Origin of the sequence: Candidatus Halobonum tyrrellensis G22 (assembly GCF_000495475.1) — an archaeon.
Classification (GTDB): Archaea; Halobacteriota; Halobacteria; order Halobacteriales; family Haloferacaceae; genus Halobonum; species Halobonum tyrrellense.
The window spans coordinates 33,515-57,821 of record NZ_ASGZ01000005.1 but is presented as its reverse complement, the minus strand read 5'-3'; the positions used below and the strand labels follow the sequence as shown (position 1 = coordinate 57,821).

The following is a 24,307-nucleotide window of genomic DNA, read 5'->3' as shown; positions in this document are numbered from 1 at the left end:
ATGAACGAGGAGACGACTGACACGGGTGAGACACCGACGCGGCGTGACTACGTGAAATACGGCGGCGCGGTCGTCGGCGGGGGACTGCTCGCCGGGTGTACGGGCGATTCAGACGGTGGCTCGACACCTGATTCGACGGCGACAGAGACGCAAGCCTCGGCGGAGACCCCGACCGAGGACACCAGTTACTCGGTGACGATGGAGCCGATGGGAACCGTCGAGTTCGGCGAGCCACCGGAGACCTGGCTGGCCTTCCTCAGCACGTACGGCGACATGGGCATCGCTCTGGGTCAGGCCGGCGGCCTCAGGGGGTTGTGGGATCCGGAAACCATGCCGACGGCGTTCTACGACGCGCTTCCGGGTGTGAACGTCTCGTTCGACGATGTCACGCCCATCGCCGAGGGCGGCGAGTTCGACAAGGAGATCCTCTACGAACTGGACTGTGACGTTCACCTGATCGATCCCAACTGGCTCGGCATCCTGGCCAACGACTGGAGCGAGGACGACGCCGAGGAGGTCGCTGATATCATCAACGGCGATACCTGAATCATGGATACTCGGCGCGGACGGCCTCCCCTTTCTCGCGGTCACGGACGCGTCGGGCACGGTTCAGTGGAGTCATGGCCGTATCGCCGATGCGTCGACCCTCCGGACGCAGAGCGACGCGGCACTCGACAGCGCATGACCTCGGCCGCGTTCCTCGGGACGGTCGCGTTCGCCGCTGGCGCGGGACTCACGACGTTCTTCGCGCCGTGCGCGTTCCCGCTCCTCCCGGGGTACGTCGGCTACTATGTCCACCAAAGCGAAGACGAGACGCCCGGCGTCGTCTGGGGCCGACAACCTCGGCGCAGCCTTGATATCTCGACCTAGCCACGAGTTACGATTCGGACCGACATACACGCGACGACAGGCGTCACTACAACGCGATGGCGGAGTCCGATGCGGCAGACGAGCCGAACTGCCGAACGAGGACTCCGGACGAGAGACGAGGACGGCTTCGACAGTACCCTATCGTTCGCGACGGGTATGAGACACTAATCTCGAAGGAACTCGGGAAACTGATCGCCGTCGAGTTTTCGAAGCGGAGCGGGCGGCGATACCGCTTCGACGAGAACGCCGAATCTTAACCAACGCGAATGCTGTTGTCAGTAGCCTGATGTTGGTTAATCAAAGTACAGAGTAACGTCGCGAGCGCCTCTCTCTCGTCAAGCATTCTCGGTCGATGGACACATCAGCCGCTCTTGACTGTCTCGCCGGCGTGGAATCGATCCACCGCACCGGCGGTCGAAGGGGTCACGCGCTCAGTTCTTCACGCTCGGAAGTCTCACTCACATCGCGTTCCCAGAGCGTCTTCTCGTTCGTAGACAGACAGCTCGCATCCGACGAGGCGAACCCGTGGAGACGCCACTGCCCGTCTCGGTGTCTCAACTCGACGACGACAGTCGAGGTGACGACCGCCTCCGCACGCGGTTCCCCCTCGAAGCAGTACACTCGCTCCATATCGATCGTATCGAGCACGGGGAGTGGGCCCGCGCACGGGAACGCGGTCGGTTCGACGTCGTCGACCGGGACGGTCCATACCTCGTCCCCGAGTACGACGGGCAGGTCGCCGTCGGTTACCTCGCCGATCCATACTGGACGGTCGTCGCGCGTCGTGAGGTCAGGGGGCCTCTCCGGCTCTCGGCGGCGTCGAGTGGGTGTCATTCTTGTCTCCTCTCCGTGTGTGAGATTGACTCGCTCCCGCTTGAATGAATTGCTGGCATACTCTGGGAGAGATAGAAGAACTCCGGACGCAGTGAGGCGCACTTCGTTGTGTTGCCACTCACAGCCATCACTAACTCTGCTGAAGAGCGGTGGCAGAGGTCGATGGGGAATCTGCCGGTTCCGATGATGGGCGTGACACTCCTGGTCGTTGTCGGCTCACAACTCCATGTGTTCGAGCGTCTCTCGACCAGATCGCTGTCGTCGTCCCGTGTACGTCGCGTTCCTCGGCATCATGCCAATTCTCAACCGCATCGTAGCTGCTCGACTCGGGCTTCCCGACGAGGAGAATCGAGCGCTCGTATTCACGTTGGTGACGCGAAACTCGCTGGTCGTCCTTCCGCTCGCACTCGCGGAGTACGCGTTCGTTCGGCAGTCGTGGTTACACAGACGCTCGTCGAACTCGTTGGGATGGTCGTTCTCACTCGTCTCGTCGCCTCGGGCGTCTGGGAGCGCTTGAGAGCGATGATACGAAAGTCGACCTCACTGATCAGTCACGCTTCACAGGAAGAGCTGAGCCACCTTGACTGGCAGTAAACAAGGGCGCATCAAATCCCTCCGTGACGATGTGCTGGTGGGGCTATGCATTGAGGGCCGTAGTCTCAACTTCTGCCGTCCTGAGCCTCCGAAGCTGCCAAATTCCTGCGCCAGCATTCCATCACGAGAGCCGTTCAGACGATGAAACCGAGCGATGGCACCGATTTCGTCGACCTATCACAGCCCCCCAAAATCAGAAGAATCAGCGCCCCAAATCGGTACTCCGTCTACACACATCGCTCGCAGGGGAGATTTACTCCGACGCGTACGAACAGGCCGGCCCGTACATCACGCTCGCGCCCGCCGGCTTCCTCTACACGTTCCTCCTTTGAACGCGCGATGGCCGGCTCAGGGATTCGGATCGACTGACAGGCCGACCGCGTTCGCGTCGGCGTCCTCGGCCTCCGAGAGACCGTAGATCAGGAACAGGTCGTCGCCGTCGTCGTCGGTTGCCGCGAAGCGGACGGTGTCCTGGTTGTCGGTCTCGAACTCGTACGTGTCGGGGTGGACGACGATCCCTTCGAGTTCCTCGTCGCCGGGCAAATACAGAGTCGCCTCGGCTTCAGTTCCAATCGCGTTCTCAAGCGAGTACACCAGTGTTACCTCCTCTCCGCCGACGGTGCCGGTGAACGTCGCCTCGTACTGGTTTACACTCTCTATCCCGTCGAACTCGACCTCGTCGGGGCTGAGATCGTCTCGGTCCATCGTGAAATGGGGATCGAGGTCTTCGTACTTTAGCGACTGGCTTTCGACTGCGAGTTCGGGCCGGCGACTTCGTCGCCCAGTTTCTCGTGACAGTGGGGACAGCGGTCGTAGCGGAACTCCGCGCTCGCTTCGTGTACGGATTCGAGTGCCGTCCGTACGCGTTCTTCGACGGCAGCCTCCCGGTCGTGTGAGAGCTGCGCCCCCTCCACTTCGAGTAGGAACTTCGCGACCTCGGTCGCCTCGTACGTGATGTCGTCGATCTCGTCGGCCGTGAAGAACCCACTGTAGGCACCGTACAGGAACGTCGCTCCCGCTTCGCGTGCCTTCCGTTCGAACGATCGTCGCGCCCCATAGACGGACTGTCGCGTGTACTGGTCGTCCATGAAGGGAACGAGGTCGGGCAGGTTCTCGCCGATCGTCTTCATCTCGACCCCGGTCTTCGTTCGAAAGTCCGCACAGAGCCGAGCGAGCGCCCACTCGCGGGCCGTGAACGTGACGTACTCGCGGAGGAACTCGTTTACTCGGTCGTAGTCGGCGCCCTCCAATCGCTCGAACCGCCGGAACTCGAAACTATCCGTCTCGGAAGATATCTGCGGCTTCTCGGGCATGGTTATTTCGTGCGGTTGCCCGCATCGGAAGTTGGGGATTGACGGGGATAACCCCTTCTCTTCGCCGGATAGCGGGAGTCCGGAGTTCGACGACGGGACTACCGTCCGTCTGCCTCGGGGGTGGCTCCCTGCATCCCCCTACTGCCGGCAACGGCGCGGACGACGCTTTTCCGTCTACCCGACGGACGGACTCGTATGGAGGATCTGTGGCGAGACCTGCGCGAAACGGCCGAGCGTATCGACCCAAACGCGGAACTGGTAACTCCCGTCTCGGCACGAGGCTTCCGGATCGAGGCGACGGTCGATGACCGATTCGTCGTTCGATTTCGAGACAGCGGCGAAGAACGCCCGCTTCACCGCGAACAGTTCGACGTACTCGTCGACCGACTTGACGACGGTCTGGTTTCGCTCGAGGACCTGCCCCCGGTGTCGAGCCGTACGCGGCAGTATTGAGCCTCTCCGGTGAGTACATTTCGGAGGACGAGGCCTTGTTTGAATCCGACGAGGCGGTTCGCGGCGAGAGTCCCTACCTCGTCTCCCCGGAGGAGACGCGGACGGCTCCGGAGCGGATCCACGACGACTCCCTACTGCTCGCGGACCTCCTCGATCACCTCGACGCGGACGATCCTGCATCGCTCGATACGGAGGCGCTGACCGACCTGTACGTCCTTCTGTCTGACGTCCAGCGTGGCGCCGATCGAGTCAGGGCCACCGCCAAAACTTCCCTCCTCGACCGTCTCGGCGCTGATCAGCGGTTACACGGTCGATTTGGGACGATCCGGCGGACGACGTGTGAACGGCGTCGGGCGAAAGACGACGAGACGGTGCTCGACACGCTCGACGAACACGGCATCCCGCACGAGTGGGTACTCGGCGTCGACCCCGACAAACTGGACGTCGTTCTCGCGGTCACAGAGATCGAAGAGGAGGAAGTCTACGACGTGGACGAACAGGTGTACATCCAAAAGACGGACGTCGCGGAGGACGAGAAGTTCTCGCGACTCCGAGGGTTGGCGGACCGGCTCGACGAGATAGACGAACAGGGCCTTCGAGACGAGCTCACCGAGTTCGAGCGGCGTCTCGACGAGGTACTCTCGGCGGACTGACCGCGCTCGCGGCGGAAGACCCGGGCAGGATTCCAGTACAACCAGAGGGGCGTTTGACTGCATCGCGAAGCGCACCGCGGATGAACTCTGCTGGAGAGCGGTAGCAGAGGTCGAGGGGATACGGCTCCGATGATGGGTACGACACTCTTAGTCGTTACACCTCACAACTACCATGTGTTCGAGCATCTCTCGACCAGATCACGGTCGTTGTCCTAGTGTACGCCCCGTTTCTTGTCACTCAACTCTTGACCGATCTACGTGATCCCGCCACTGTCGTGTTATCTGAATCCGCGTCTGAGTGCTCTGCTCTAGTGTGGCTTCTGGGTTGCTGTCAAGGTCTTCATCTCCCCTCTGAGGCCCGGTTGTACCGCCGGCCGCGCATGAGACGATCGGCGTGTCGCCGTTGAGTACAGCGTGGATTACCCGCCACGGCCCGTCCGCGCGGCGGCCAGTTCCACGGCGACGTCGACGGCGTCGATCAGGCTCCGCTCGGAGGCGGCTCCCGTCCCCGCGATGTCGAACGCGGTCCCGTGGTCGACGCTCGTGCGGACGATCGGCAACCCGATCGTCACGTTGACGCCCGAAACCGCGTCGCCGCCCGCGAACCCCAGCATCTTGATCGGGATGTGCCCCTGGTCGTGGTACATCGACACCACGCAGTCGAACTCGCCACGCGCTGCCCTGACGTAGATGGTGTCGGGTGACTCGGGCCCCGTCGCGTCGATCCCCTCGTCGACCGCCTGCTCGACCGCCGGGGCGATCTCCTCACCGTCCTCGTCGCCGAGGAGGCCCCCGTCGCTGGCATGTGGGTTGAGACCTGCGACCCCAACCGACGGCGAGTCGAGGCCGAGTTCCCGGAGCGCCTCGTGAGTCAGTCGGATCGTCGCGAGCACGCGCTCCGTCGTGACTCGGTCGCACGCCTTCCGCAATGAGATGTGCGTCGAGACGTGGGTCACGCGCAACTCGTCTTCGACTAGCATCATCGAGTAGTCGTCGGTGTCGGTGTAGTCCGCGAGCATTCCGGTGTGACCCGCGTAGTCGCTCCCCGCGAGTTTCGTCGCCTGCTTGTTGATCGGAGCGGTCACGATCGCGTCGATCCGTCCTGCGGTCGCGAGTTCGATCGCACGCTCGACGTAGGCGAGACTCGCCGCGCCATACTCCTCTCTGACCACCCCGCGGACGAGTTCCTCGACGTTGTCGAGGTCCAAGACGGGGATCCGCTCGGATTCGAACGTCGCGTCGGCCACGTCCGCGACCCGTTCGACCGAGAGCGGAGTCTCGCAGACCTCGGTCGCGGCCGCGACAACGTCCGCGTCACCGATCACGATCGGGCGACTCCGGTGTCGGATCTCGGAGTAGGCTTTCGCGATCACCTCGGGGCCGATACCCCCGGGGTCGCCCATGGTGATCCCGACGAGCGGGAGGTGGTCAGTCATCGGTCGGAGAGAGGGCGTTTAGACAGTTAACGATGGTTCCCTCCACACCGAACCCGCCGGCCTTCGTGGCGATCGGTGTCCCAGCGGCGGGGCCGTCGGCGAGTCGGCCTCTCGGAATCCCCCGTTCGACCGGCTCGTCGGCGAGTCGGATCGCCGTCGCGTCGAGCGCTCGGACGGCGGCGCTCGCCACATCGCCGCCCGTGAGGACCACCCCTGACGGTTCACCCTCACCGACGAGGTGCGCCGTTGCGCTGCCGAGGGCGCTCGCCACCCGGTCGCGAATCTCGTTTGGGGCGAGACCACGTGCAGCCCCTGCCGCCTCCGTCTGTTCGACCGCCCCTCGGTCGGTCGCGGCGGTGACGACGGTTGGCGCTCCCCCGCGGAGTCGCTCGACCGCGCCCGCGGGTGTCGGGTCGGCCTCGGCATCGAGTGCGGCCGTCGGTTCGAGTTCGAAGACGGCCTCCTCGGGGACGCGGTCGAGCTGGCGGAGGGTGGTCGGACTCACGCTCCCGACGATGCCCAGCGGTGCGCCGGTCGACGCGAGAGTCGACTCTGCGAGGTCAGTCGCCTCCCCCGGGAGGGCGACGTGTTCGGCCAACCCGGCGCTGCCCACGTAGAGTACGTCGAATTCCGCGGCTGCCGCAGCAACGGTCGCCAGATCGGTGTCGGTGCTCGCATCACAGACGACGACTGGCGCCCGGTCGCCGACCGCGACAGCCCGCCGGAACGCGGCACGCACCGTCTCGTCGCCCGCCCGGACGGTCGAGCGGTCAACCGTCGTCACCCGTCTGTCGACCCCTCCGAAGCGGTCGGCGACCGCCGACGAGTCCGGGCCTGCGGCGTCGACCGCGTACTCGGTTTCGGCAACCGGCGTCCCCTCCACGTAGTGGACACCCTCGACGGTGGTCCGACCCCTCGCCGGGAACGCGGGTGCGACGACCGCGAGTTGGCGCCCCGCGGCCGTCAGCGCCGCGTCTACCTCCGGGCCGACGTTCCCACGTAGGGTGGAGTCGATCTTCTTGTAGAGAACGTACGAGGGGAGAGATTCGATGACGTTCCGGACCGCGATGGCCGCGTCGTGAGGGTCGTCGTATCTGCTCTCGGTGGTGAGGCCGACCACGGACGCGTTCGCGTCAACGTCGGGGTCTCGTTCGCCCGGCCGTGCGTGGACGACCGCCCGCCGGCCGGCGGCCGCGATGGCGTGTGCGGTGTCCATCGTTCCCGTGAGGTCGTCCCCCACGACGGCGGCGTCGTGCATGGCCGCCGATGACCCCGAGAGAGCAAAAACCACCCGGTCGTCGCGGTAGACAGCGGACCGTGACCCGGTTGCGTCTTCGGCGTTGAGCTTGAAACTGGTGAGGAGGGGTGGCAGCCGGGGGTATGACACTGCACTTGTGCCGGACGGGTTTGACGTGTCCACGGACGCTGTCGCTGGCGGAGCCGCGAGGCCGGCGCCCGCGACTACGATGCGAGCGGTGACGGCCGTGCGGGTGCTGCGGCGACCGACGGCGGGCAGAGCACGGCCATCGACCGGAGCGAATAGGGAGCCAGTGAGCGGAACATCACAGGCGTCCTCGAATTACAGGGACGCGACAAAGACGGAGAGAAGGCTATTGGCGCCGTTGCCGCTGGTGGGGGCGAGCGTCTGAATGCCGAACAGCGTCGCGTTATACAAGCCGTGGCAGAGCATGGGGACGCTGAGGTTCCGGGTGCGTTCGTAGACGAGCCCGAACATGAGACTCGATACTGAGAGGATACTGATAGTGAGCGCGGCCGCCTGAAGGCTCCCGGACAGCGACACGATGTGCGCGGGCGCGAACATTGCGGTAGCGAGGACGATCGCGCCGGTTGCGGAGAAGCGCCGGCGCAGCGACCCCTGGATGATACCGCGGATCAATAGTTCCTCACCCGGGCCGATGAGCAGCAGGGATAGAGGAATTATCCAGACGAGCAAACCGCTCTCCGCGGCAGCTTGCGCGCCTTCGTTGGTCGCCGGTTCGGTCGCGAAGACGGACATGACGACGGCGAGCGCGACGTTCGAGGACCACCTCGCAGCGGTCGCTTCAACCCCACAAGGGTTCGTCTGAAGCGCATGGCGGAGGAGGGGGTCGTGCCCGCGTCGGGCTTCAACCCCACGAGGGTACGTCTGAAACTCGCCCTCGTACCCGTCAGAGGGCAGATAAACAGCTCTTGGAGCGAGTCACGAACTGATATACACTCTTCACGAGAACTGGTCACTGGCGGTGCCTGACATTGTCGAGTCGGTAGGCCCGTGCTTGGACACACCACATTTCACGAGTCCGCCGTTTTCTCGGCCGATGGACAGCTCCCTTAACCAATACGGGTGAAGGGATACCCCGACGATTGTTGGTTAAGACTCTTTGCTGTGTTTGCTCCGGCGACGGACCTGTGCCGGTTTCCGTACCCACGGGTCGGCGTCCCAGTAGTAGACCGCACGCTCGTTCGTCGTCTCGAACAACATACCACAGGAGCCACACTCGACGGTCGCCTCGGGAAAGCGGTCGGCGACGAACGTCGCCGTCACCGTCGTCTGCGCGGGAACGGGTGCGTCCACTCGGCCGACGTAGTCGTATCTGCCAAGGCCCCGCACTACATGAGCCTTATAAATAAGCGATGATGAGACTGAGCTTAACCAGCCCCACCGATGTAGAGTCAACTAATATAATGCTGGATATATCGAATCCATACAGGATATGAATAAGTGGGATATCGCTTTATTTGGCCTCTACGCCCTCATAGGGGTCCTGGTATTCGTCACGAGGTTACTGACTCTCCCGCTCGAAGCAACAGCCTTGATTGCCCTCATCGCGGCTGTAAGCGTTCCCATAGCCCATCGAGCAGAAGACATCTACAAGCGGCGACGTGACCGGCAAGCCCACCGAAAGCGCATATCCGAACTCGTGAGTCGTGTGAATGATCGGATCTCTGAGATTGGTCTCGAATAACCGAGCACGTCGACGAGCGCGTAGATGATCATGTGCACGGGTTTTCACTCCGCCGACGCAGGTGAGTGGACGCTTCGTCGCCCCATTCACGGCACCGGCACCCACTGCCGGCGCTCGATAAATCGCTCTGCTGTGCGACTCGTGAGTTCTACCCGTCGATTGTTTCGAGGCTCCCGAGGTCGGCGTGGAGGACCTCGTTTTCACGAACGACGTACCGCTGGGCGTGGACCGGGAACCGACACTTGGTGTAGCCGGCCGTCTGGATGTCGAGTTCCGCGTCCGGAGCGATGTGCTCCGAAAGTTCACGCAGGAACGATCGCGTCGCGATACCTGCCTCGTAGTCAGGGAGGCCCTCGTCGTCAGCCTCGTAGACGTCGAAGGCATCGTAGCCCCAGAATGAGAACTCGCTCGTCTCGGTGGCTTCTCACTCGAGCATCCCGAAGTAGTGGGAGTCGCAGAGGTGTCGAACGGCCTGTGCGTCGGTGACGTGTGCGCCGCGTGAAGCGGTCGCTGCGTGGAGTGTCGCCATTGGTACTCTTGCGAGGGTTGTCCCCCCGCACCCCTGAGGGGGATAAACACCACCGGGGCGTGGGATCGTCTAACGTGCCTCCGGTACACCTATCTACGTCCCTCTCAGATAGACGTTCAACGACGGTCGATCGATGACCTGCTAACGTTTCTCCGACTGGTGTTCGCCCGCACTAGTTGCTCGTCTCACCAGCCGTTTCGCCTCGTAGATAGCCCATCGATCCCGAGCCACAAATGAGTCTTCCGTCACGCGACGACGTCGATCCGCAGTATCGCTTCGACCTCAGCCACATCTTCGAGACACCCGACGAATGGGCGGATGCACGTAAGGCGCTCGAAAAACGACTTGCTCGTCTCGAATCGGTTGCCGCTGACCCACCGACTGACACAACCGAACTCCTGGAAGTACTCGACCTGACAGAGGAGTGCTATCGGCGCAAACAGCAACTCGATCTCTACGCGACTCTCTCAGCGAACGTCGAGACATCCTCCGACGAAGCAGCTACTCGCCAACGACAGTTTCGCGAACTCGAAGCCGATTTCGAACCGGTCGTCGCGTCGGTCCGGCGCTGTCTCGGCGGACTCACCGACGCCGAGTTCGAGGAGATGCTCTCGGACCTCGACGAGTACAGCTACTATGCACAGAACCTCCGTACACAGGCGTCTCGAATGCGTGAGCCGGCTGTCGAGGAGGCGATCGCTACCCACGCCGAAGCGCGGAGTGCCCCGACTCGGATTCACCGCGCGACCACAACCGAGGACTTCGATCCCCCGACGATCGAACGGCCCGACGGCGACCCGGTCGATCTGAGCGTCGGCAACAAGCGAACGGAGCTGTCACACTCGGACCGCGACTATCGACAGACGGTCTATAAGACGTACTACGAGGAGATGGAGCGGTTCGAGGCCACACTGACGCGAACGATAGCGGAGAAACTCTCAGCGGCGGCGACGGAAGCCGAGATCCGCGACTATGACTCGATCCGTGACCGCGACCTCCGCGGAACGTACCCCGAATCCGGGTTAGAGCCGGCCCTCCCTGAGTCGGTCCACGAGACGCTGGTTGCTGCCGTGCGCGATAACCTCGAACCGTACCATCGGTCACAGCGCGTGCGACGCGAACGGTTGGGCGTCGACACGCTCCGTCCGTGGGATCGACGGGTTCCGACGGCTGATACCTCGCCACCGGAGCTCGAGTACGAGGACGCGACCAGCCTGATTCTAGCCGCTCTCGAACCGCTCGGAGAGCAGTACGTCGAATTGGCTCGCACCTTCCTCTCGGAGCGGCGGATCGACGTGTTCCCGACCGAAGACAAGCGAACGGATATTCCGGCATACTGTCCGTCTTCGGCCACGGACGGGGCGTTCGTCCTCGCGAACTTCCACCGTGACGTACGGACGATGTTCTACATCGCCCACGAACTCGGCCACGCGCTCACCGCGATGCTGTATCAACCGGAGCCGACTCGGTACGCGACGGCTCCCACGGCGATCTGTGAGGTACCGTCGATTCTCCACGAGGTGTTGCTCGCAGAACACTGCCTCGATGCGGGTGGAGCGCTCGCAGCACACGCACGTGACCGGCTCATCGAGTGCTTGAGTGGGAACTTCTATCGGAACGCCCGAACCGCTGCGTTCAATCACAGACTGGCGACGACGATCGAAGCCGGCGACGAACTCTCTCCCCGTATGGCCCGTGAAGCGTATGCGAACCTCCTTGCGGAGTTCGATCCCACAGTCGACTTCCCCGGCGATAGTGGACGTGAGTGGCTCGGGCACGGACAGCGAATTCCGTACAGCAGCTATCAATACGTCTTGGGTGCAACCGGCGCGCTTGGTGTCCGTGAGCGGCTTCGCGACGAGAGTCTCCGACCGATCGAGTACCGAGAGTTCCTTCGAACGATTGGCCGTCACCCACCGGTGGAATCGTTCGAGACACTCGGCGTGGACGTACTCTCTGATGAGTCATACGAACGAGCGGCCGCAACCTTCGATGACTATCTAGACCGCCTGTAGAGCGTACCCTCGATATGGTTCATTCGTCTTTGGATGGGCCGTACCGACTCGCACCGCACACGCGACACTCCAGATAGGCTGGCCCGGCCACGTCTCGTCGGGGGTCTCCTCGACCGACTGGAACTGGTGTGCCGTCTCGCGGTCACACTCGCGGCAGGTGAGACTCGCTCGCTTCGGACCGTGATGACGCTGACTCTCACTCCCCTCGTCGCCACTCTCAGCGCGCTGAAGCGCGAGCGCGGGCACGAGCCACAGGTCGTCACGGGCGTCCTCAAGGAGCGCCGTGAGCCGCTCGTCGTTCTCGACCGCCTGTCCCATCTCGTCGTAGAGGAACGTCGTATGGCCCTCATAGTCGCCGCGTACCTGTCCGGCGTCCATCTCAGCGTTCGCTCCCGACCGGTCGCAAGGAGTTGCTGCCCGCGCTCGGCGGCCACCCGTACCGCCGCCGGAAGCGCACCCCACCGTTTCACCAATTGCTGTGTCGGCTCATCGTCGAGAGCGGCGACGGGATCACAACCGGTGATCGTCCCGTCGTTCCGTGGGACGACCGACGCGGCGGTGGTGGCCTTCGCGATGGCGGCGTACCGGGAGGCCGCCGGGACGATCAGGTGGACGACGTGGAGGAACTCCGTCTCGTCGGCTGCGTCATCGTCGGTATCGACCGGTTCGACGTGATTCGTTAGACAAAACCGACACTTCGTGCGCCCGGCGGGGATCGACGCACCACAGGCGCAGCAGTTGAGCGGGGACCCGGCCTCGGCAGACGAGCGAGCGCGTCGCGGGTCACGACGCCGGTCTGTGCAGTCGGTGTCGAGTTCGTGATCGGGGACGTGAGTCGACTCTCCGAGCGGGCGGAGTTCGGCGTCGTCGTCGAAGTCACGTCCGGGCATGGGACTGATCACAGCTCTGGAGCGTCATTGCTTGTAAATCGTCGTTATCCGATCTCCTGTATGGTGTATGGCTAATGAGCTAGTGTCAGTGTCTACCACAGATATAATAGATGCAGGAGAGAATAGGATGCCACAGATGGCGACACGAGAGACATGGTACGTCGGGGTTGCCCTCCTCCTGCTTGGTGTCCTTGCTGTCGCAGTAGCTATTGTGATCGCTGGAATATATACTACGGTCCCCGTTAGTCTATCGGTGTTCGTGGCCGCGCTGATTATGGCTCTCGTCTGCTTATATGGATTCTACAAGGTAATGGCCACTCTTGTCGATCCGACTCCGCTCAATGAGCAGTCAATCACAAAGTAAGTCAGTACAGAGTTGGTACGCCGCCTATCGTACCGGCTAGGCACCGAAACGAATAGGGTGGTAGTGTATTGCCTGTCACCTGTGTTGGCAACGGCCTCTCCCTCTTCGATGGAGACAGCATCCACCCGGTTGAGCGTCAGTTTGACCACGAGCTGACTGATGTGTCCTTATCTGGGGTCTTCGTCGCCTTACGGTTGATTACGTAGTCGCCGACGCATAAGGGCGGCTGCTCGGCGTCGCTCACTGCTCCCACGCTCCCAATTCTGACTGTTCAATCGCATCATGCTCTACGGTTGTCGGCTCCGCATCGTTCGTTGGCTTGTCGAACGCAGCCTCGGGCCACGGCAGGTCGTCGGGCTCAACCTCGGCTATCTCGCCACCGAGCATCGTCCCGCGCGTCTTCCACGCGCGTCGCTTCGTCATGGCGAGCGAATCGCCCCAGACCACCGCCCCGTCGATGTTGAAGAAGCAGAGGTTGAGCGCGGCCATCTGCGCACAGACGAGGTCTGTGTCCTGCCCGAAGCAGACCGTCGGCGCGTCCTGATGGCGAGCGGCAAGAACGAGCAGTCGCCCGACCCACACGCGGGGTCCGCGATCGTCATCTCGCCCCGTCTCGTCCTCGCGGCCATGAGTTCCGAGAAGGCACTCGCGAACAGGTCGGGAACACGCTCACCGCGCTCACGGTCGTGAGTACCGTCGCGGTCGTACCGACCGAGCGTCTCGAGGTAGGTGTCGTCGTCGCGCTGGAGCGCCGCGAGCATGAGGTCGACCCAGTCGCGGAAGACGTCGTAGCGACTGAACCCACGACGTTCGATCTCCTCTACTGGATCGAGGATCGGCTCAACGTTGACGCCGGTCGTGCTACTCATCGGCGCTCACCGTCCCCCGCACCGCAGGTGGGCCATACTGCTCGCGGTCGGCCGCGCTCTGGTTCTGCCACTCGGGGGCCGAGTCGATCACGAGCCCGCAGTCGTCACAGACTGTTCCGACGGCGTTGGTCGTTACTCGGTCGCCGCACTCGGGACAGGGGTTGGCGTTTGAGTCGGGATATACGTCCTCGTCGACCGTCGTCTCGTAGATGGCTCTCGTCGGCATTTGATCTCACCCAGAAATCGAGGGAGACGCTCTTTCACGCCCCTATCCCTCCAGGATCGATAGACAGAACAGCGAGACCTGATGACCTCGTTTCTGTGTTACGTGGTGTCGGTAGAGTAGTAGAGCATCTATCGAACGGCCGCCTGAGGGACGCGTGCCAGGTGTGAAAGGGGCTAAGGGGACACACTAAAACCCTCTCTCAGTTGTTGGTTCATATGCCCAGTACAGAGGATCACAAGCAGACAGTACAGGAGGCGTTCACGAGACAAGCCGAAGCGTACGCCTCGAACGCCTCACTAACGGACTCGGAGCGTATCGACCGACTGGTGCGGATGTCCGGTGTGGATCCAAATGCACGTGTTCTGGAAGTCGCGACTGGGCCGGGACACGTTGCATTCGGCTTCGCGGACGTGTGTAAGGACGTCGTCGGACTCGACCTCACCGATGCACCACTCGCTATCGCCGCCAATCGAAAGCGTGACCGGGAGATAGAGAATATTGCGTTCCTACAGGGTGACGCGGAATCGCTTCCATTCTCCGACGACTCTTTCGATACTGTCGTCTGTCGGCTCGCTCTCCACCACGTCAAAGACCCCGCACAGGTCCTCGAACAGATGGTACGAGTTTGCCGTCCGGGTGGGACCATAGCCGTAGGGGACCTTGTGGTCAGTGAACACTCTGAGCGTGGGAACTACCAGAACGAGTTCGAACGCCTCAGGGACTCCTCTCACGTGCGGGCACTCCCCCTCAGCGAGCTACTGCAAGCGATCGCTAAACAAGGGGTCGAAGTAGAGAACGTGCGAATGGGAACGCTCGTGCCGGAGATGGAAGCATGGCTTAGTGACGCAGAGACACCGGAACAACGAGCCATGGACGTACGAGAGATGATACGGAAAGACGAAGAACGCGACTTGAGTGGAACATGTCCGTTTCGACGGGACGGTAATCTACACTTCGTTCAGCGAACGGCAACCGTTGTGGGACGTGTACTCGAACACGTACCAGAGAATACCGATTCAGAAGTTAGGTAATGAGACACCTCCCTGGACCAGTTCACATTGAGTTACTCATTCGTTATATCGTCGTGGCGTAGGCGTCAGTAGACACACGCTCTACCGTAAGTCGTTAGCTATTGGGCGGTATTAGAAGTAGCTCGGGCTTCGTTCTCCCTTTGGCATCGACGGCCCTCTGTACTGTCATCTATCGCCACTACGATTCGCGTCATCAGCGGTAATCCGCACCTCCCCTAGCGTCTTGCTATGCTTCCGAATCGTGTTCGCCGTCACACCGCCGCCGCCGCGACTGCCGCCTGCGTGAATTGCTCGTTCATCATCGACACTGTCGGCGTTTCGAACTCATCAGCGAGGCGTCTGAGTTCGGCTTGGAACTCCTCACGCCCGACCGTGAGCTGGTGACCGCGCTTGTGGCCGCCTAGCTTGCTTGGTCGCTCGAACGTTTCCCACAGAGGTCACATACGTAGGAGTCATCGTCCGTTGTCATCGTAGCTCGAAGACGCCCGTATTGATTCGAGCGCCTCAGCCATCGAGGCGCAGATAAACGACCTCTCTAACGCTTTGTTTGGTGATCTAGTGTAGGGAGCAACGAGTACCAGCTACGGAGGTCGTGACTGCGCGCGCAGCGACGCGAGCACGGAGCGGAGGGTGGGGTCAGGGTCGGTCCGACGTCTAGCAAAAAGAAAACTCATACTGTCCGGCTATTCGTTCCACCAGCGCCCGCGCTCGGGGAAGTGCAGGGTCGACCAGCCTGTGACAGCTATGGAGACCCGTCCTTCGTACCAGCTCCGCTTCACTCCATGCATCCACACACGCTCGTCCTCTTCGACCAGAGACTGACGGGATTTGGTCCAGATCGTGAATTTCGTTTTCCCGCTTTCGTCCTCAATGAGCCCGACTTGTTGAATGGCTGGTGAGTTAGCATCCCAGAGCTGAGTTACCGTTCCTTCGATGCTTACTGTCTGTCGACTCAACCCTTCCAACTCCCCAATCGGCACGACCCGTCCCGGCGCCGTCTGCAACTGCTCGAACACGCGCAGAACCGCACTCATCATGCTCGTTCCATTCACGACCGCCCGTGCCAACCGCCGACTGATCGCCGCCCGCGACCACTGTTCGATCTTCTCATCCATCCGCATCGCCTCGCTGTTGACCTCGCCCAACTGCTCTTGCGATAGCAGCTCTCGGGGGTCGTCCCGCTCGGGGTCGGCCCAGTGATCCACGGCCGCGCGCCGCTTCTGGAACTCCTCTTGTTGCTTCTTGCTCTGCTCGGTCACCACGTCTCGCGTCCGCCCCGGCCGACCGTCTTGGGTCGTCAACTCCGCTTGGGTACTGATGTGCTCCAACTCGTCGTTCCGCGCTTGGATGCGCTCTTCCTGTGCGAGGGTCTTACCGACCATGTGATCTGGGTCATCATCAACCCGCGCGTCCGGGTGGTTGGCGTCCACCTTCGCCCGCACTTCCATCTCCACCGTCGGCCGGAACTCTACCCGCTCGTCGACGACCTTGAATCCGTCCTCGTCGATTGCCGCATCCTCGTTGTTCACCACAGTCTCGCTCCTCTCGCCGATTATCTTCGAGTCCGCGCTGATCGGCGCTCCACCCGTCGGTGCGCTGTACGTCGGTCGCCGGCTGGCCGAACAGCGGACAGTGTGGGGTGCTCGCACGATGTACAGTATTCGCTCGGTCATCGACCGCGTGTGGTCGCTCGACGACGACTGGCCGCCGATCGAACAGAATCAGAAAACCGCGAATACTGACGACACAGGGCCGCACAACGGCTAACTTCGATTCAACCAATGAGCAACAGAAGCCGCGATCCCCACCGACGGGTACTCGATGAGTTCGGCGCCGCCGACGAAATCGTCGGCGTCGATATCGACTACAGTATCGACGACCTCAAACTGTTCATCCCTGCGATGTTCAGCGCTCTGCTGGTCGTCCTACTCAGCTCCCGCTTCGGCGGGCGCTGGGGGACGACCATCGGCCTCGCAGGAGCGATCGTGATCTTCCTCGTGGCCGGCGCGGTCGTGTACATCGCGCCGAACCACATGACGCCGCATCGGTGGCTCACTCGCATCGCGCGATTCGCCACCTGCGAGACCACCCGCTCCGCCGTGGACACAGCCCCCAACGAGCGTCCCGATTCGTTGACGCAGATCGCTCGGTTCGTCCCCGAAGCCGACGCAGTGGAGCGACAGGACGGCCAGTTCGTTGCGGCCGTTCGTGTCGACCCGGCGAACATGGCGCTCGCGACCCACGACGAGTGGGACGGCGCGGCCAACGCCCTCGGGAACGCACTGAACACGCTCGGTTTTCCGATCCAGATTCACGCCAGCGCCCGTTCGATCGACCCCGAGCGGATCACCGAGAGCTATCGGGATCGTCGCGACGACCCCGACGTCCAGGCGAGCGACGCGCTTCGGGACATCGTCGAGACGTACGAAACCCGTCTGCCGGCGGAGTTTCGAGCGCGGGGAACCAGCCTTCGGGAGTACCACATCCTCGTGCCGGTCAGCATTCGTGACGTCCAGTTGGCCGAACGAGGCGCCACGTCCCACCTCCAGTCGCTTCCCTATGTCGGCAGTCTGCTTGCGTTCATCGGCGCCGAGAGCCCGCTACTCTCGGCGCCGAGATCGAACAACAACAGCGCGAGACGCTCGAACAGCGCCTCGATGACGTGCAAGCTGCGATCCGGGGCCTCGACTCGCGCGACTGTGAACCCGTCTCCGCTGACCGGCTCGCCACGCTGATCGAGGAGTTCTGGACAGGCCGCCGCACGCAGTACCGCTGGAGGCAGTTGGACTGCCGGAGGAGTCCGTGACGGAGGTGAGCCTCTCAGACGAGGAACTACTGCGAAGGCACGAGACGCCGGGAACGGCGAGAAGTTCGACCGACTGTGGAGAGGCGGAACCAGTGGCTACCCGAGTCAGTCGGAAGCCGACATGGCGCTGTGTTGTCTGCTCGCGTTCTGGACGGGGGGAGACGCAATGCGGGTCGACAAACTGTTCCGCCGGTCGCGGCTCTATCGGGACAAGTGGGACGACGTCCATCACTCGAACGGCGATACCTACGGTGAACGGACGGTCAAGCGTGCCATCGACAACACGAGCGAGTTCTACGAGCCTTCCACGCGGGAGGGGACAGCGGTGCAGGATGACTCCGACTTCGCCGACGAGTTCACGGCAGCCTCGAGTGGTCTATCGGCCGAGACGAGAGGGGATGGATACAGATGAGTCAACGAAGGCGACACAGGCCGACGCAGGTGGGTCAACGGAGACGATACAGATAGCAGGTGAGTCAGTCGAGACAACGGGGGCAGGTGACTCGTCAGATGGACGCGAGCGTGCCTACCTGAAGGAACGAAACTCGGTCCTCTCGGCGAAACTTGAACAGCGAGAGGCCACCATCGACGAGTTGCAGGAGCGTGTCGAGACACTGGAGTCAGAACTCGCGGCGCTTCGGTCGCCGTCCGAGTCGGATGAGGCGGGAGGCAAGCAGTCGACTCAACAGGCAGGGAGTGACGAATCCGAATCGGAGGAGTCGGTGTGGAGTCGGCTGAAGGGCATCGTGGGCAATAATACGTAGCCTTCCTCCTCGTCTGGGTCACACAGATTTCTGCTGGCGAGATGGAAGACCTCTCGAATATAGTGGGTAAAGCAGAGGGGTACTGTCTAGTTAACCCCCTGAATTGGCGTTCGACCATTGAGCGCCATTGATTTTGACAGCGGTCTCATCGACCGCGACCCGCTTCAGCTTCGCCGAAGGCGGGTCCGAAACGCTGTCAGCCAGCCGATGAACCCACTGGAAGATCGCCTGAAACGAGCGCTCTACCCCAAATGCAGAATCGCTTCTGTTTTTCTGAGCGGGAGACCGGCAGCGTGGAGGCGGACGGTGACGCCCCTCTCCATGCTGCCAACATTCAAGCATAGCAGTGTCTAACGTCTCTTTGAGCAGGTTTGAGAGTAGCAGAGGAAACTAACCCTTCGACCTGCTCGTCCCTTATCTAGACGGTACCCCTCACATTTAACCATAGTTTGATTGAACAGCATACTATGCGGACATTTCGGCTCTCAGTAATGACTGTCGTCGCCCTGCTGGTCCTCGCGGGGTGTATCGGACTTCCGGGCACAGATGGTAACCAGCCGTCCCCCGATGAATTTCCGAATGCGTCCGACATCGATCAGTCGGTGTTCGATCGGCACACGACCGAACTGGGGAATACGAGTTTCACGCTCGTAACCGAGAGAACACAGAAGCAACGCGATCCGATTCGTTCAGAGGACAACTTCACGTACCAGAACGTGACGGCTCGATTTCTCGTCGAACCCAGTGACTCACAGTACCTTGTCCACACTAGCGGCTACGCAGGGAACAGTACCATTTACTCGAACGGAAGTACGGAGTACTTTCTGTTTCCGGATAATCGCACGTCAGTAAGGACACTCGCCCCCGGGTCGGTGCTCAATGAATCGGGCGACCAGTATCTCTGGCGTGGATGGTTCAACAACGACAGCGGAAGTCTGAGCGTGCTCGCGGTCGCTGCGATCGACGCCACCTACCAGCGCGAAGGCGTTGAGACGTATCAAGGCGTTCCGGTGATGCGCTATGAAGCCACCGGCGTTGACGCGCTGCCCAACTGGGCGGGGGGCGGGAACCCGAGTTCGTACTTCGAGGAATTCTCAGCGACCCTCCTACTCGACGAGGACGGTGTCATCCGCCACTATGAGTACGAATTTATCTGGGCCGACTATCACACTCGGAGGATGACGGAGACGTACACCCTGTCCGACGTAGGAAGTACTACCGTTCAGAAACCGGACTGGGTGGCGAATACAACTTTGAGGGCATAGCTGCTCGGTCCGATACCGACACTCGACGGGACGTCAGATGGACGCGAGCGTGCCTACCTGAAGGAACGAAACTCGGTCCTCTCGGCGAAACTCGAACAGCGAGAGGCGACTATCGACGAATTGCAGGAGCGTGTCGAGACCCTTGAAGCCGAACTTGTGGCGCTTCGGCCGCCGTCCGAGTCGGGTCAAAAGGCTTGTGGGAAACTAGCGGAAGCAAACACAGACCTAGTCTATCGATCATTTTGTAGGAGGTGAATACAGGTCATTGAGAACAGGACTTGCCATCGGCAGAGCGCGCTCCACCGAAAGTACTTACCGAGTCATTGCTTCACCGTGCGTATGAGCCCTCCACTCTCTCGCCGTCGGCTGCTCACGGTGGGTGCCACCGCTGGCGTGAGTTCTCTTTCCGGGTGTCTCAGTTCTGTTCACTCCGACTGGGGCGCATCTGGAACAGGTGTCCCATCCGACAACCCCGATCATGAACTCGGGCTCGCCTACTCGAAAAGCAGTGGCTCGTTTACCGACGAGTCGGAATCCGAAACGGGCTGGGTTCACATCGTAAGCGACGGGGAGTCAGCTGATCTGACGTTCGACGCGCGCCTCTGTGACTCTCTCGGAGGAGTCACACCGTCACTTTCGAACTCCCACTCGACTGAATACGTTCTCGACTTCGCTACAACCAGCGCGTCTACCACTACTACGTCGCCGACGTCGTCCAGTGCAGACGCGACTTGCCAGTCTGGGACCCACCTCACTGGCGGCGCGAACGTCCCGAGTGACTGGGAAACGCTCGTCGTGACCGTCGACGGCACCCGTATCCAATCACTCGAGCGGTCGGGGACGATGCCCGAACTGCGGTCGCTTCCCGACCCGATTCGGAGTGGTGACAATCAGACCAGTGAGTCATCCTCATCGACTGACGCATCCAGTGTCTCGGATGACGAAGCAACTGAACGTGCTCTCGCCGCCGAAGAGGTCTACATCAGAACTCAGCTGAAGGAAGCATCCTGTACCGAGTCGTGGGGGCTCGAATCGTACACTGGTGTCGAAACCGAGGCGACCGTCTCGGAGCGAACGGCTGACGGTGTTCGAGTGAGTGTGACGCACCCGTACTGGTATTCGACGGCAACCACAGAGGCCGACGGTGCCTCAAGAGCGACGTATCTCGTCACGGCCGAGAGTATTCAACGAGTCGATGGCGATAGCATCATCAGCTGTTGATGGTGGGTCACTCGTAAGGGCGAGGCGGGATTCGGAGACTTTCCTCTACCTCGTAGAGATACCCTTTGAGCAGAAGCGCCTCGATCTGATCACGGGCGGCCGCCTCTTCGATATCGTGTTCAGCAAGGATCCTGACTGTGGCCTTCCACGAAAAGCCCTCGCCGTAACTCCCGACGTGCGCTTCGAGGTGTTCGAGGACAGCGCGCTGTCCCGGACTCAAGGGTGTCCGAGAGTTCGACATTGACAGCTACTATACGCCCCTCACAGTAGGCTATTGGGGTCGAGTATTCACTCGGTCACAGTCAATATGACTCGACCACGAGATCGGCAACCCGTTCGAATTCGTCGACGTTCCGCGTGAGTACCGCCTCATCACGCTCGAGTGCAGTGCCGGCGATGAGCGCGTCGATCGAGCCAATCGCTGCTCCCTGTGACTGGAGTGTTCGCTGAATCACGGTCGCCCGCTGCGCATCGGCGTGTGTCAGCGGCATCACCGTCATCGCGTCCGTCACTCGGTCGTATCGCTCTCGTTGGGTCGCACCACTGAGTCCGACTCCGACCTCGAACGCGGTCAGGACCGAAAACGAAACCGGGGTCGCTGCGTCGGCGAGGTCGTCAAGTCGATCGATTGCGTCCGTATCGCAATTCAACAAATCGATCAGAAACGTCGAGTCGAGCAGCATTCAGTTCTGATCCGATAGCTCTCGGCGCGTCTGGTCAACCCGCTCGTCGAACTCCGCACGGAACTGCTCGGATCGTTCTCGAACACGGTCGGCTTCCTCGTCGTCGACGAGGCCGACCAGCTCGTAGAGTGGCGCAGCGGGCGGGTCGTTGTCGTCCGTCTCAGCGGCTTCGATCGCCTCATCGAGCGCGTCAAGCGCTCCAGAACGGGTGTCGCCGTGGACAGTCACGTTCGCGCGTTCGTCGTGCGCTGTCCAGCGGCCATCCGTGGCCTCGGTAAGCGTGATCCGCCGGTGCTCGCTACTCATCGCTCAGCCTCCGCTGGGAGCGACCAGACGGCTGCGGCACCGATCTTCTTGTGATTGACGTGGTTGGCGTCGGCGAGCTTTCGAAGCCGGTAGTCCGCACTCTGGCGTGCGATTCCGAGTTCGTCAGCAACCTCACTCGTCGCGGCTGGGTTGTGCGTCCGGACTGCGTCGAGTACCTCCGCATCCGAATGTTCGGGCTTGTATCGACCGCCCTCATCTCGCTCGGAGGTTGGCATGCCTTTCGCTATGGCGTCGCGTCTGATAAGTCCATCTGCTCCCGTGGCTGATGGCCCTGACCGGTTCGGCTGGGACTCTGATGCCGACGGGAACGGTTTATCGGCGCCGGAGGGCCCGAGGCGCTCACGATGCGTCTCGTGACTCCACATGGCTGGTCCGACTGCGTTCGACGACACAAGTACCGACTACGAGCGATTCGAGACCGAACAACTCGCGCAGGATCGAGACGCCACTCGGGCGACAGCGGACCTCACCGACGGGACGGCGCAGCGGTTGGTTAACGATTTCGTCGACGACGGCGTGGTGACGCCGGTTGCGGAACGACGGGTGTTGGTCCACAATCCGAGTAGCGAGGCCTTCGACTCGATCACGCAACTCGCCGTGTTCCACCCGGAGTCGCAACTGCTCGGCGCTCACTCACGCGACGGTCGTCGAGACGCTCACGACTGCAGAGGTGGACAACGACTACGTGCTACGACGGTGTGATAGGTGCCAGTACGACACCGTGCCTCTGACATGGACTGCGAATCAGATTACTACAGGTGGATAATTAAACTCCACTGTCACTCTCGTCTTGCCAACCGAGTAGCTAGCACCCGAATACAGACCGTCGAGAGTCAAGCCTCGGCGGAACGGTGAGACGCAGAAAATTCGACGCAACTGCGTCGAATGCCCTTCGTAGCTATCCCTTGTGACCAGAACTACTTAAACGACGGAGCAGCTGGGATTTCCTTCACTATGGTTCGCGGCATCTTCGTCGGGTATTGAGGCCGAGACCGCTTGAATTGGTGCGTGGGCTCGGCTTCTCCGTTAGCATCTCTGCCACCAACCGAGGCGCTAGTCTGAAGTACACAGACTTCGGACTTTAGAGTATGACTGAACGTGAGTCACTTCGTGCCGATGGAGGAATCGATACGTTCGATCCACCGCCGCTTGATGCTCTCGACGAGGAGACGCTCGCACCCGAGACGATGGCCGAGAACGCTCCCCGTCTCGAAACCGTCATCCAGCTTCTCAACCGGTCGGAGCTCGCTCGTGTGTACGTCTACATCTGCTATTGGGGCCCGGTCGCGCCGCCAGAAGTCATGGATGCGCTCGATCTCTCGAAGTCGACCACTTACGAGTATATCGACCAACTCGTCGATCTCGGGCTCGTCGACCGCGACGACTCGACGCGTCCTCACCAGTTGACCGCCGACCCGATCGTCATCGTCGAGCAGTACGTCCCCATCGTCATCACGCCGACCGTCCTCCACGCGCTCGCGCTCCAGGAGGTCGACGAGGACGTCGAGTACTTCCTCGATCGATACGGACTCGGGAAACTCATCGCCGCCCTCCGCGGCGCCGGCCTCCACTTCACCGGCGAGACCACCCAACGGATGGTCGCGAGCGACATCGATGTCCATGATACCGAGGCGATGATGATCATCTACGCGCTCCGACCCGCGCTGATCGTCGGACGTGATCACGACCCGTTCTTCGAGTATCTCTTCCCCGACGTGCACGACGCGATGGAGCTTCCGGCACTCGATGAACTGGACGACGCACCGACAGAGGCGGCGTCCGACGAATGAGGCGAGCGGATGGGCGCTGATTCTCCACTCACCACTGACGGGGATGTGCTCGTCGACGCGAACATCTTCTACGCGCTCGGCCATCCGCCGAACGCGCGGTACGACCGATTCCGAGGGGAAGTACAGCGGGCCGGCGTCGTGCTCAAACTCCCTCGACGTGTCGTTGGTGAACTCGGCGGTCCCGAGAACGCTCGCGTGCGGACCGCTATCGAGGAAGGGTGGGCAGAGGTCATTGAGGAGTCTCGGCGCGGCGGTCAACCACGCCGGCGCCGTTGCCGCCAGCCGTGAAGACGAGTCGTTCGCGTACGATGAGTGGCAAGAACACGCGGTCGATCCACGTGACTAGCGTGAGTGACGGTCAGACCTTCCGACGAGGCGATGTCGTCTGGGCGGCGGATCCGTTCCGCA

At 61.8% G+C, this 24,307-nt stretch carries 28 protein-coding genes and 7 pseudogenes; 20 read left to right on the top strand and 15 right to left on the bottom strand.

Annotated elements, in window-relative coordinates:
• The 4 genes and pseudogenes from K933_RS18225 to K933_RS19380 form a co-directional block, all read left to right on the top strand.
• Positions 1 to 546, top strand: a complete 546-nt coding sequence (locus K933_RS18225) for a hypothetical protein (RefSeq protein WP_023393016.1) — start codon at positions 1 to 3, stop codon at positions 544 to 546.
• 135 nt (positions 547 to 681) lie between these two features.
• A pseudogene (locus tag K933_RS02050) lies at positions 682 to 816 on the top strand (cytochrome C biogenesis protein); the annotation flags it as partial.
• 579 nt (positions 817 to 1,395) lie between these two features.
• Positions 1,396 to 1,752, top strand: coding sequence for a hypothetical protein (locus K933_RS17765; protein ID WP_152529733.1), 357 nt, complete (start codon positions 1,396 to 1,398; stop codon positions 1,750 to 1,752).
• 75 nt (positions 1,753 to 1,827) lie between these two features.
• A pseudogene (locus tag K933_RS19380) lies at positions 1,828 to 2,298 on the top strand (hypothetical protein); the annotation flags it as partial.
• 348 nt (positions 2,299 to 2,646) lie between these two features.
• Here K933_RS19380 and K933_RS02040 read toward each other — a convergent pair.
• Complete coding sequence (locus K933_RS02040; RefSeq protein ID WP_023393013.1) at positions 2,647 to 3,003, bottom strand: hypothetical protein; 357 nt, start codon at positions 3,001 to 3,003, stop codon at positions 2,647 to 2,649.
• A 29-nt stretch (positions 3,004 to 3,032) separates the two neighbouring features.
• Positions 3,033 to 3,611, bottom strand: a complete 579-nt coding sequence (locus K933_RS02035) for a DUF5806 family protein (protein WP_023393012.1) — start codon at positions 3,609 to 3,611, stop codon at positions 3,033 to 3,035.
• A 195-nt stretch (positions 3,612 to 3,806) separates the two neighbouring features.
• Here K933_RS02035 and K933_RS02030 point away from each other — a divergent pair.
• Positions 3,807 to 4,717, top strand: a pseudogene (locus K933_RS02030) (hypothetical protein).
• A gap of 419 nt (positions 4,718 to 5,136) precedes the next feature.
• On the opposite strand, the gene pdxA reads toward K933_RS02030, so the two are convergent.
• From pdxA to K933_RS02010, 4 genes are all read right to left on the bottom strand, one after another.
• A complete protein-coding gene (gene pdxA / locus K933_RS02025) occupies positions 5,137 to 6,153 on the bottom strand; it encodes a 4-hydroxythreonine-4-phosphate dehydrogenase PdxA (protein ID WP_023393011.1) in 1,017 nt (338 codons plus the stop codon).
• The gene (locus K933_RS02020) at positions 6,146 to 7,540 is read right to left on the bottom strand and encodes a four-carbon acid sugar kinase family protein (protein ID WP_152529732.1); all 1,395 of its coding nucleotides are present in this window, start codon (positions 7,538 to 7,540) and stop codon (positions 6,146 to 6,148) included. Before K933_RS02020 ends, pdxA begins: the two co-directional genes overlap by 8 nt.
• A gap of 192 nt (positions 7,541 to 7,732) precedes the next feature.
• Entirely contained in the window at positions 7,733 to 8,170 is a 438-nt protein-coding gene (locus K933_RS02015) for a CPBP family intramembrane glutamic endopeptidase (RefSeq protein WP_023393009.1), read from the bottom strand.
• A gap of 354 nt (positions 8,171 to 8,524) precedes the next feature.
• Positions 8,525 to 8,764, bottom strand: a complete 240-nt coding sequence (locus tag K933_RS02010; protein WP_152529731.1) for a hypothetical protein — start codon at positions 8,762 to 8,764, stop codon at positions 8,525 to 8,527.
• Positions 8,765 to 8,867: 103 nt separating this feature from the next.
• On the opposite strand from K933_RS02010, the gene K933_RS17760 reads away from it, so the two are divergent.
• Complete coding sequence (locus K933_RS17760) at positions 8,868 to 9,119, top strand: hypothetical protein (protein ID WP_152529730.1); 252 nt, start codon at positions 8,868 to 8,870, stop codon at positions 9,117 to 9,119.
• A 148-nt stretch (positions 9,120 to 9,267) separates the two neighbouring features.
• On the opposite strand, the pseudogene K933_RS17350 reads toward K933_RS17760, so the two are convergent.
• A pseudogene (locus K933_RS17350) lies at positions 9,268 to 9,648 on the bottom strand (hypothetical protein).
• Positions 9,649 to 9,881: 233 nt separating this feature from the next.
• Here K933_RS17350 and K933_RS02005 point away from each other — a divergent pair.
• Complete coding sequence (locus tag K933_RS02005) at positions 9,882 to 11,663, top strand: M3 family oligoendopeptidase (protein ID WP_049947493.1); 1,782 nt, start codon at positions 9,882 to 9,884, stop codon at positions 11,661 to 11,663.
• Here the strand turns inward: K933_RS02005 and K933_RS18900 are convergent.
• Positions 11,649 to 12,041: a hypothetical protein gene (locus tag K933_RS18900; RefSeq protein WP_023393005.1), complete on the bottom strand. Its 393-nt coding sequence runs from the start codon at positions 12,039 to 12,041 to the stop codon at positions 11,649 to 11,651. The genes K933_RS02005 and K933_RS18900 overlap by 15 nt on opposite strands.
• 32 nt (positions 12,042 to 12,073) lie before the next feature.
• Between K933_RS18900 and K933_RS18895 the strand changes: the two genes are divergently transcribed.
• Complete coding sequence (locus tag K933_RS18895; RefSeq protein WP_235063408.1) at positions 12,074 to 12,346, top strand: hypothetical protein; 273 nt, start codon at positions 12,074 to 12,076, stop codon at positions 12,344 to 12,346.
• Positions 12,347 to 12,620: 274 nt separating this feature from the next.
• Entirely contained in the window at positions 12,621 to 12,917 is a 297-nt protein-coding gene (locus K933_RS17755; RefSeq protein WP_152529729.1) for a hypothetical protein, read from the top strand.
• A gap of 419 nt (positions 12,918 to 13,336) precedes the next feature.
• Here K933_RS17755 and K933_RS17750 read toward each other — a convergent pair whose 3' ends face one another.
• Both K933_RS17750 and K933_RS18535 read right to left on the bottom strand, forming a co-directional pair.
• Complete coding sequence (locus K933_RS17750; RefSeq protein ID WP_152529728.1) at positions 13,337 to 13,786, bottom strand: hypothetical protein; 450 nt, start codon at positions 13,784 to 13,786, stop codon at positions 13,337 to 13,339.
• A gap of 25 nt (positions 13,787 to 13,811) precedes the next feature.
• Positions 13,812 to 14,012, bottom strand: a pseudogene (locus tag K933_RS18535) (transcription initiation factor IIB family protein); the annotation flags it as partial.
• Positions 14,013 to 14,227: 215 nt separating this feature from the next.
• On the opposite strand from K933_RS18535, the gene K933_RS17340 reads away from it, so the two are divergent.
• Positions 14,228 to 15,043 (top strand): class I SAM-dependent methyltransferase, encoded by an 816-nt coding sequence (locus K933_RS17340; RefSeq protein ID WP_023393002.1) that lies wholly within the window; start codon positions 14,228 to 14,230, stop codon positions 15,041 to 15,043.
• A gap of 683 nt (positions 15,044 to 15,726) precedes the next feature.
• Here K933_RS17340 and K933_RS01985 read toward each other — a convergent pair.
• Positions 15,727 to 16,617 (bottom strand): DNA-binding protein, encoded by an 891-nt coding sequence (locus K933_RS01985; protein ID WP_049947523.1) that lies wholly within the window; start codon positions 16,615 to 16,617, stop codon positions 15,727 to 15,729.
• On the opposite strand from K933_RS01985, the gene K933_RS18530 reads away from it, so the two are divergent.
• The 4 genes and pseudogenes from K933_RS18530 (at position 16,565) to K933_RS17740 (ending at position 18,613) form a co-directional block, all read left to right on the top strand.
• Entirely contained in the window at positions 16,565 to 16,810 is a 246-nt protein-coding gene (locus tag K933_RS18530; protein WP_200862276.1) for a hypothetical protein, read from the top strand. The two genes, K933_RS01985 and K933_RS18530, sit on opposite strands and share 53 nt — an antisense overlap.
• Before the next feature lie 14 nt (positions 16,811 to 16,824).
• Positions 16,825 to 17,778, top strand: a complete 954-nt coding sequence (locus tag K933_RS01980; RefSeq protein WP_023393000.1) for a hypothetical protein — start codon at positions 16,825 to 16,827, stop codon at positions 17,776 to 17,778.
• Positions 17,779 to 17,854: 76 nt separating this feature from the next.
• Positions 17,855 to 18,165: pseudogene (locus K933_RS19535) on the top strand (phage NrS-1 polymerase family protein); the annotation flags it as partial.
• Between the two features lie 82 nt (positions 18,166 to 18,247).
• Complete coding sequence (locus K933_RS17740; protein WP_152529727.1) at positions 18,248 to 18,613, top strand: hypothetical protein; 366 nt, start codon at positions 18,248 to 18,250, stop codon at positions 18,611 to 18,613.
• A 111-nt stretch (positions 18,614 to 18,724) separates the two neighbouring features.
• Here the strand turns inward: K933_RS17740 and K933_RS17330 are convergent.
• Positions 18,725 to 18,997, bottom strand: a pseudogene (locus tag K933_RS17330) (IS6 family transposase); the annotation flags it as partial.
• Between the two features lie 107 nt (positions 18,998 to 19,104).
• Between K933_RS17330 and K933_RS01970 the strand changes: the two are divergent.
• The 3 genes from K933_RS01970 (at position 19,105) to K933_RS18220 (ending at position 21,343) form a co-directional block, all read left to right on the top strand.
• Positions 19,105 to 19,878 (top strand): DUF7537 family lipoprotein, encoded by a 774-nt coding sequence (locus K933_RS01970; protein WP_200862270.1) that lies wholly within the window; start codon positions 19,105 to 19,107, stop codon positions 19,876 to 19,878.
• A gap of 339 nt (positions 19,879 to 20,217) precedes the next feature.
• Positions 20,218 to 21,099 (top strand): hypothetical protein, encoded by an 882-nt coding sequence (locus K933_RS17735; protein WP_152529726.1) that lies wholly within the window; start codon positions 20,218 to 20,220, stop codon positions 21,097 to 21,099.
• Positions 21,074 to 21,343, top strand: a complete 270-nt coding sequence (locus K933_RS18220) for a hypothetical protein (RefSeq protein ID WP_161631396.1) — start codon at positions 21,074 to 21,076, stop codon at positions 21,341 to 21,343. Before K933_RS17735 ends, K933_RS18220 begins: the two co-directional genes overlap by 26 nt.
• Positions 21,344 to 21,401: 58 nt before the next feature.
• Here the strand turns inward: K933_RS18220 and K933_RS01965 are convergent, their stop codons facing one another.
• Genes K933_RS01965 through K933_RS17320 form a run of 3 tightly spaced genes read right to left on the bottom strand, consistent with a single transcriptional unit; the run spans position 21,402 to position 22,324 of the window.
• Complete coding sequence (locus K933_RS01965; protein WP_023392997.1) at positions 21,402 to 21,782, bottom strand: PIN domain-containing protein; 381 nt, start codon at positions 21,780 to 21,782, stop codon at positions 21,402 to 21,404.
• Complete coding sequence (locus tag K933_RS18525) at positions 21,783 to 22,088, bottom strand: type II toxin-antitoxin system HicB family antitoxin (protein WP_023392996.1); 306 nt, start codon at positions 22,086 to 22,088, stop codon at positions 21,783 to 21,785. It lies immediately after the preceding gene.
• A complete protein-coding gene (locus K933_RS17320) occupies positions 22,085 to 22,324 on the bottom strand; it encodes a helix-turn-helix domain-containing protein (protein WP_023392995.1) in 240 nt (79 codons plus the stop codon). The genes K933_RS18525 and K933_RS17320 overlap by 4 nt, the downstream gene beginning before the upstream one ends.
• A 148-nt stretch (positions 22,325 to 22,472) precedes the next feature.
• Between K933_RS17320 and K933_RS17315 the strand changes: the two genes are divergently transcribed.
• From K933_RS17315 to K933_RS17725, 3 genes are all read left to right on the top strand, one after another.
• Positions 22,473 to 22,811: a hypothetical protein gene (locus K933_RS17315; RefSeq protein WP_235063407.1), complete on the top strand. Its 339-nt coding sequence runs from the start codon at positions 22,473 to 22,475 to the stop codon at positions 22,809 to 22,811.
• Between the two features lie 386 nt (positions 22,812 to 23,197).
• Complete coding sequence (locus K933_RS01955) at positions 23,198 to 23,899, top strand: DUF7437 domain-containing protein (protein WP_049947490.1); 702 nt, start codon at positions 23,198 to 23,200, stop codon at positions 23,897 to 23,899.
• Between the two features lie 45 nt (positions 23,900 to 23,944).
• Complete coding sequence (locus K933_RS17725; protein WP_200862269.1) at positions 23,945 to 24,187, top strand: hypothetical protein; 243 nt, start codon at positions 23,945 to 23,947, stop codon at positions 24,185 to 24,187.
• Positions 24,188 to 24,307 lie beyond the last annotated feature (120 nt).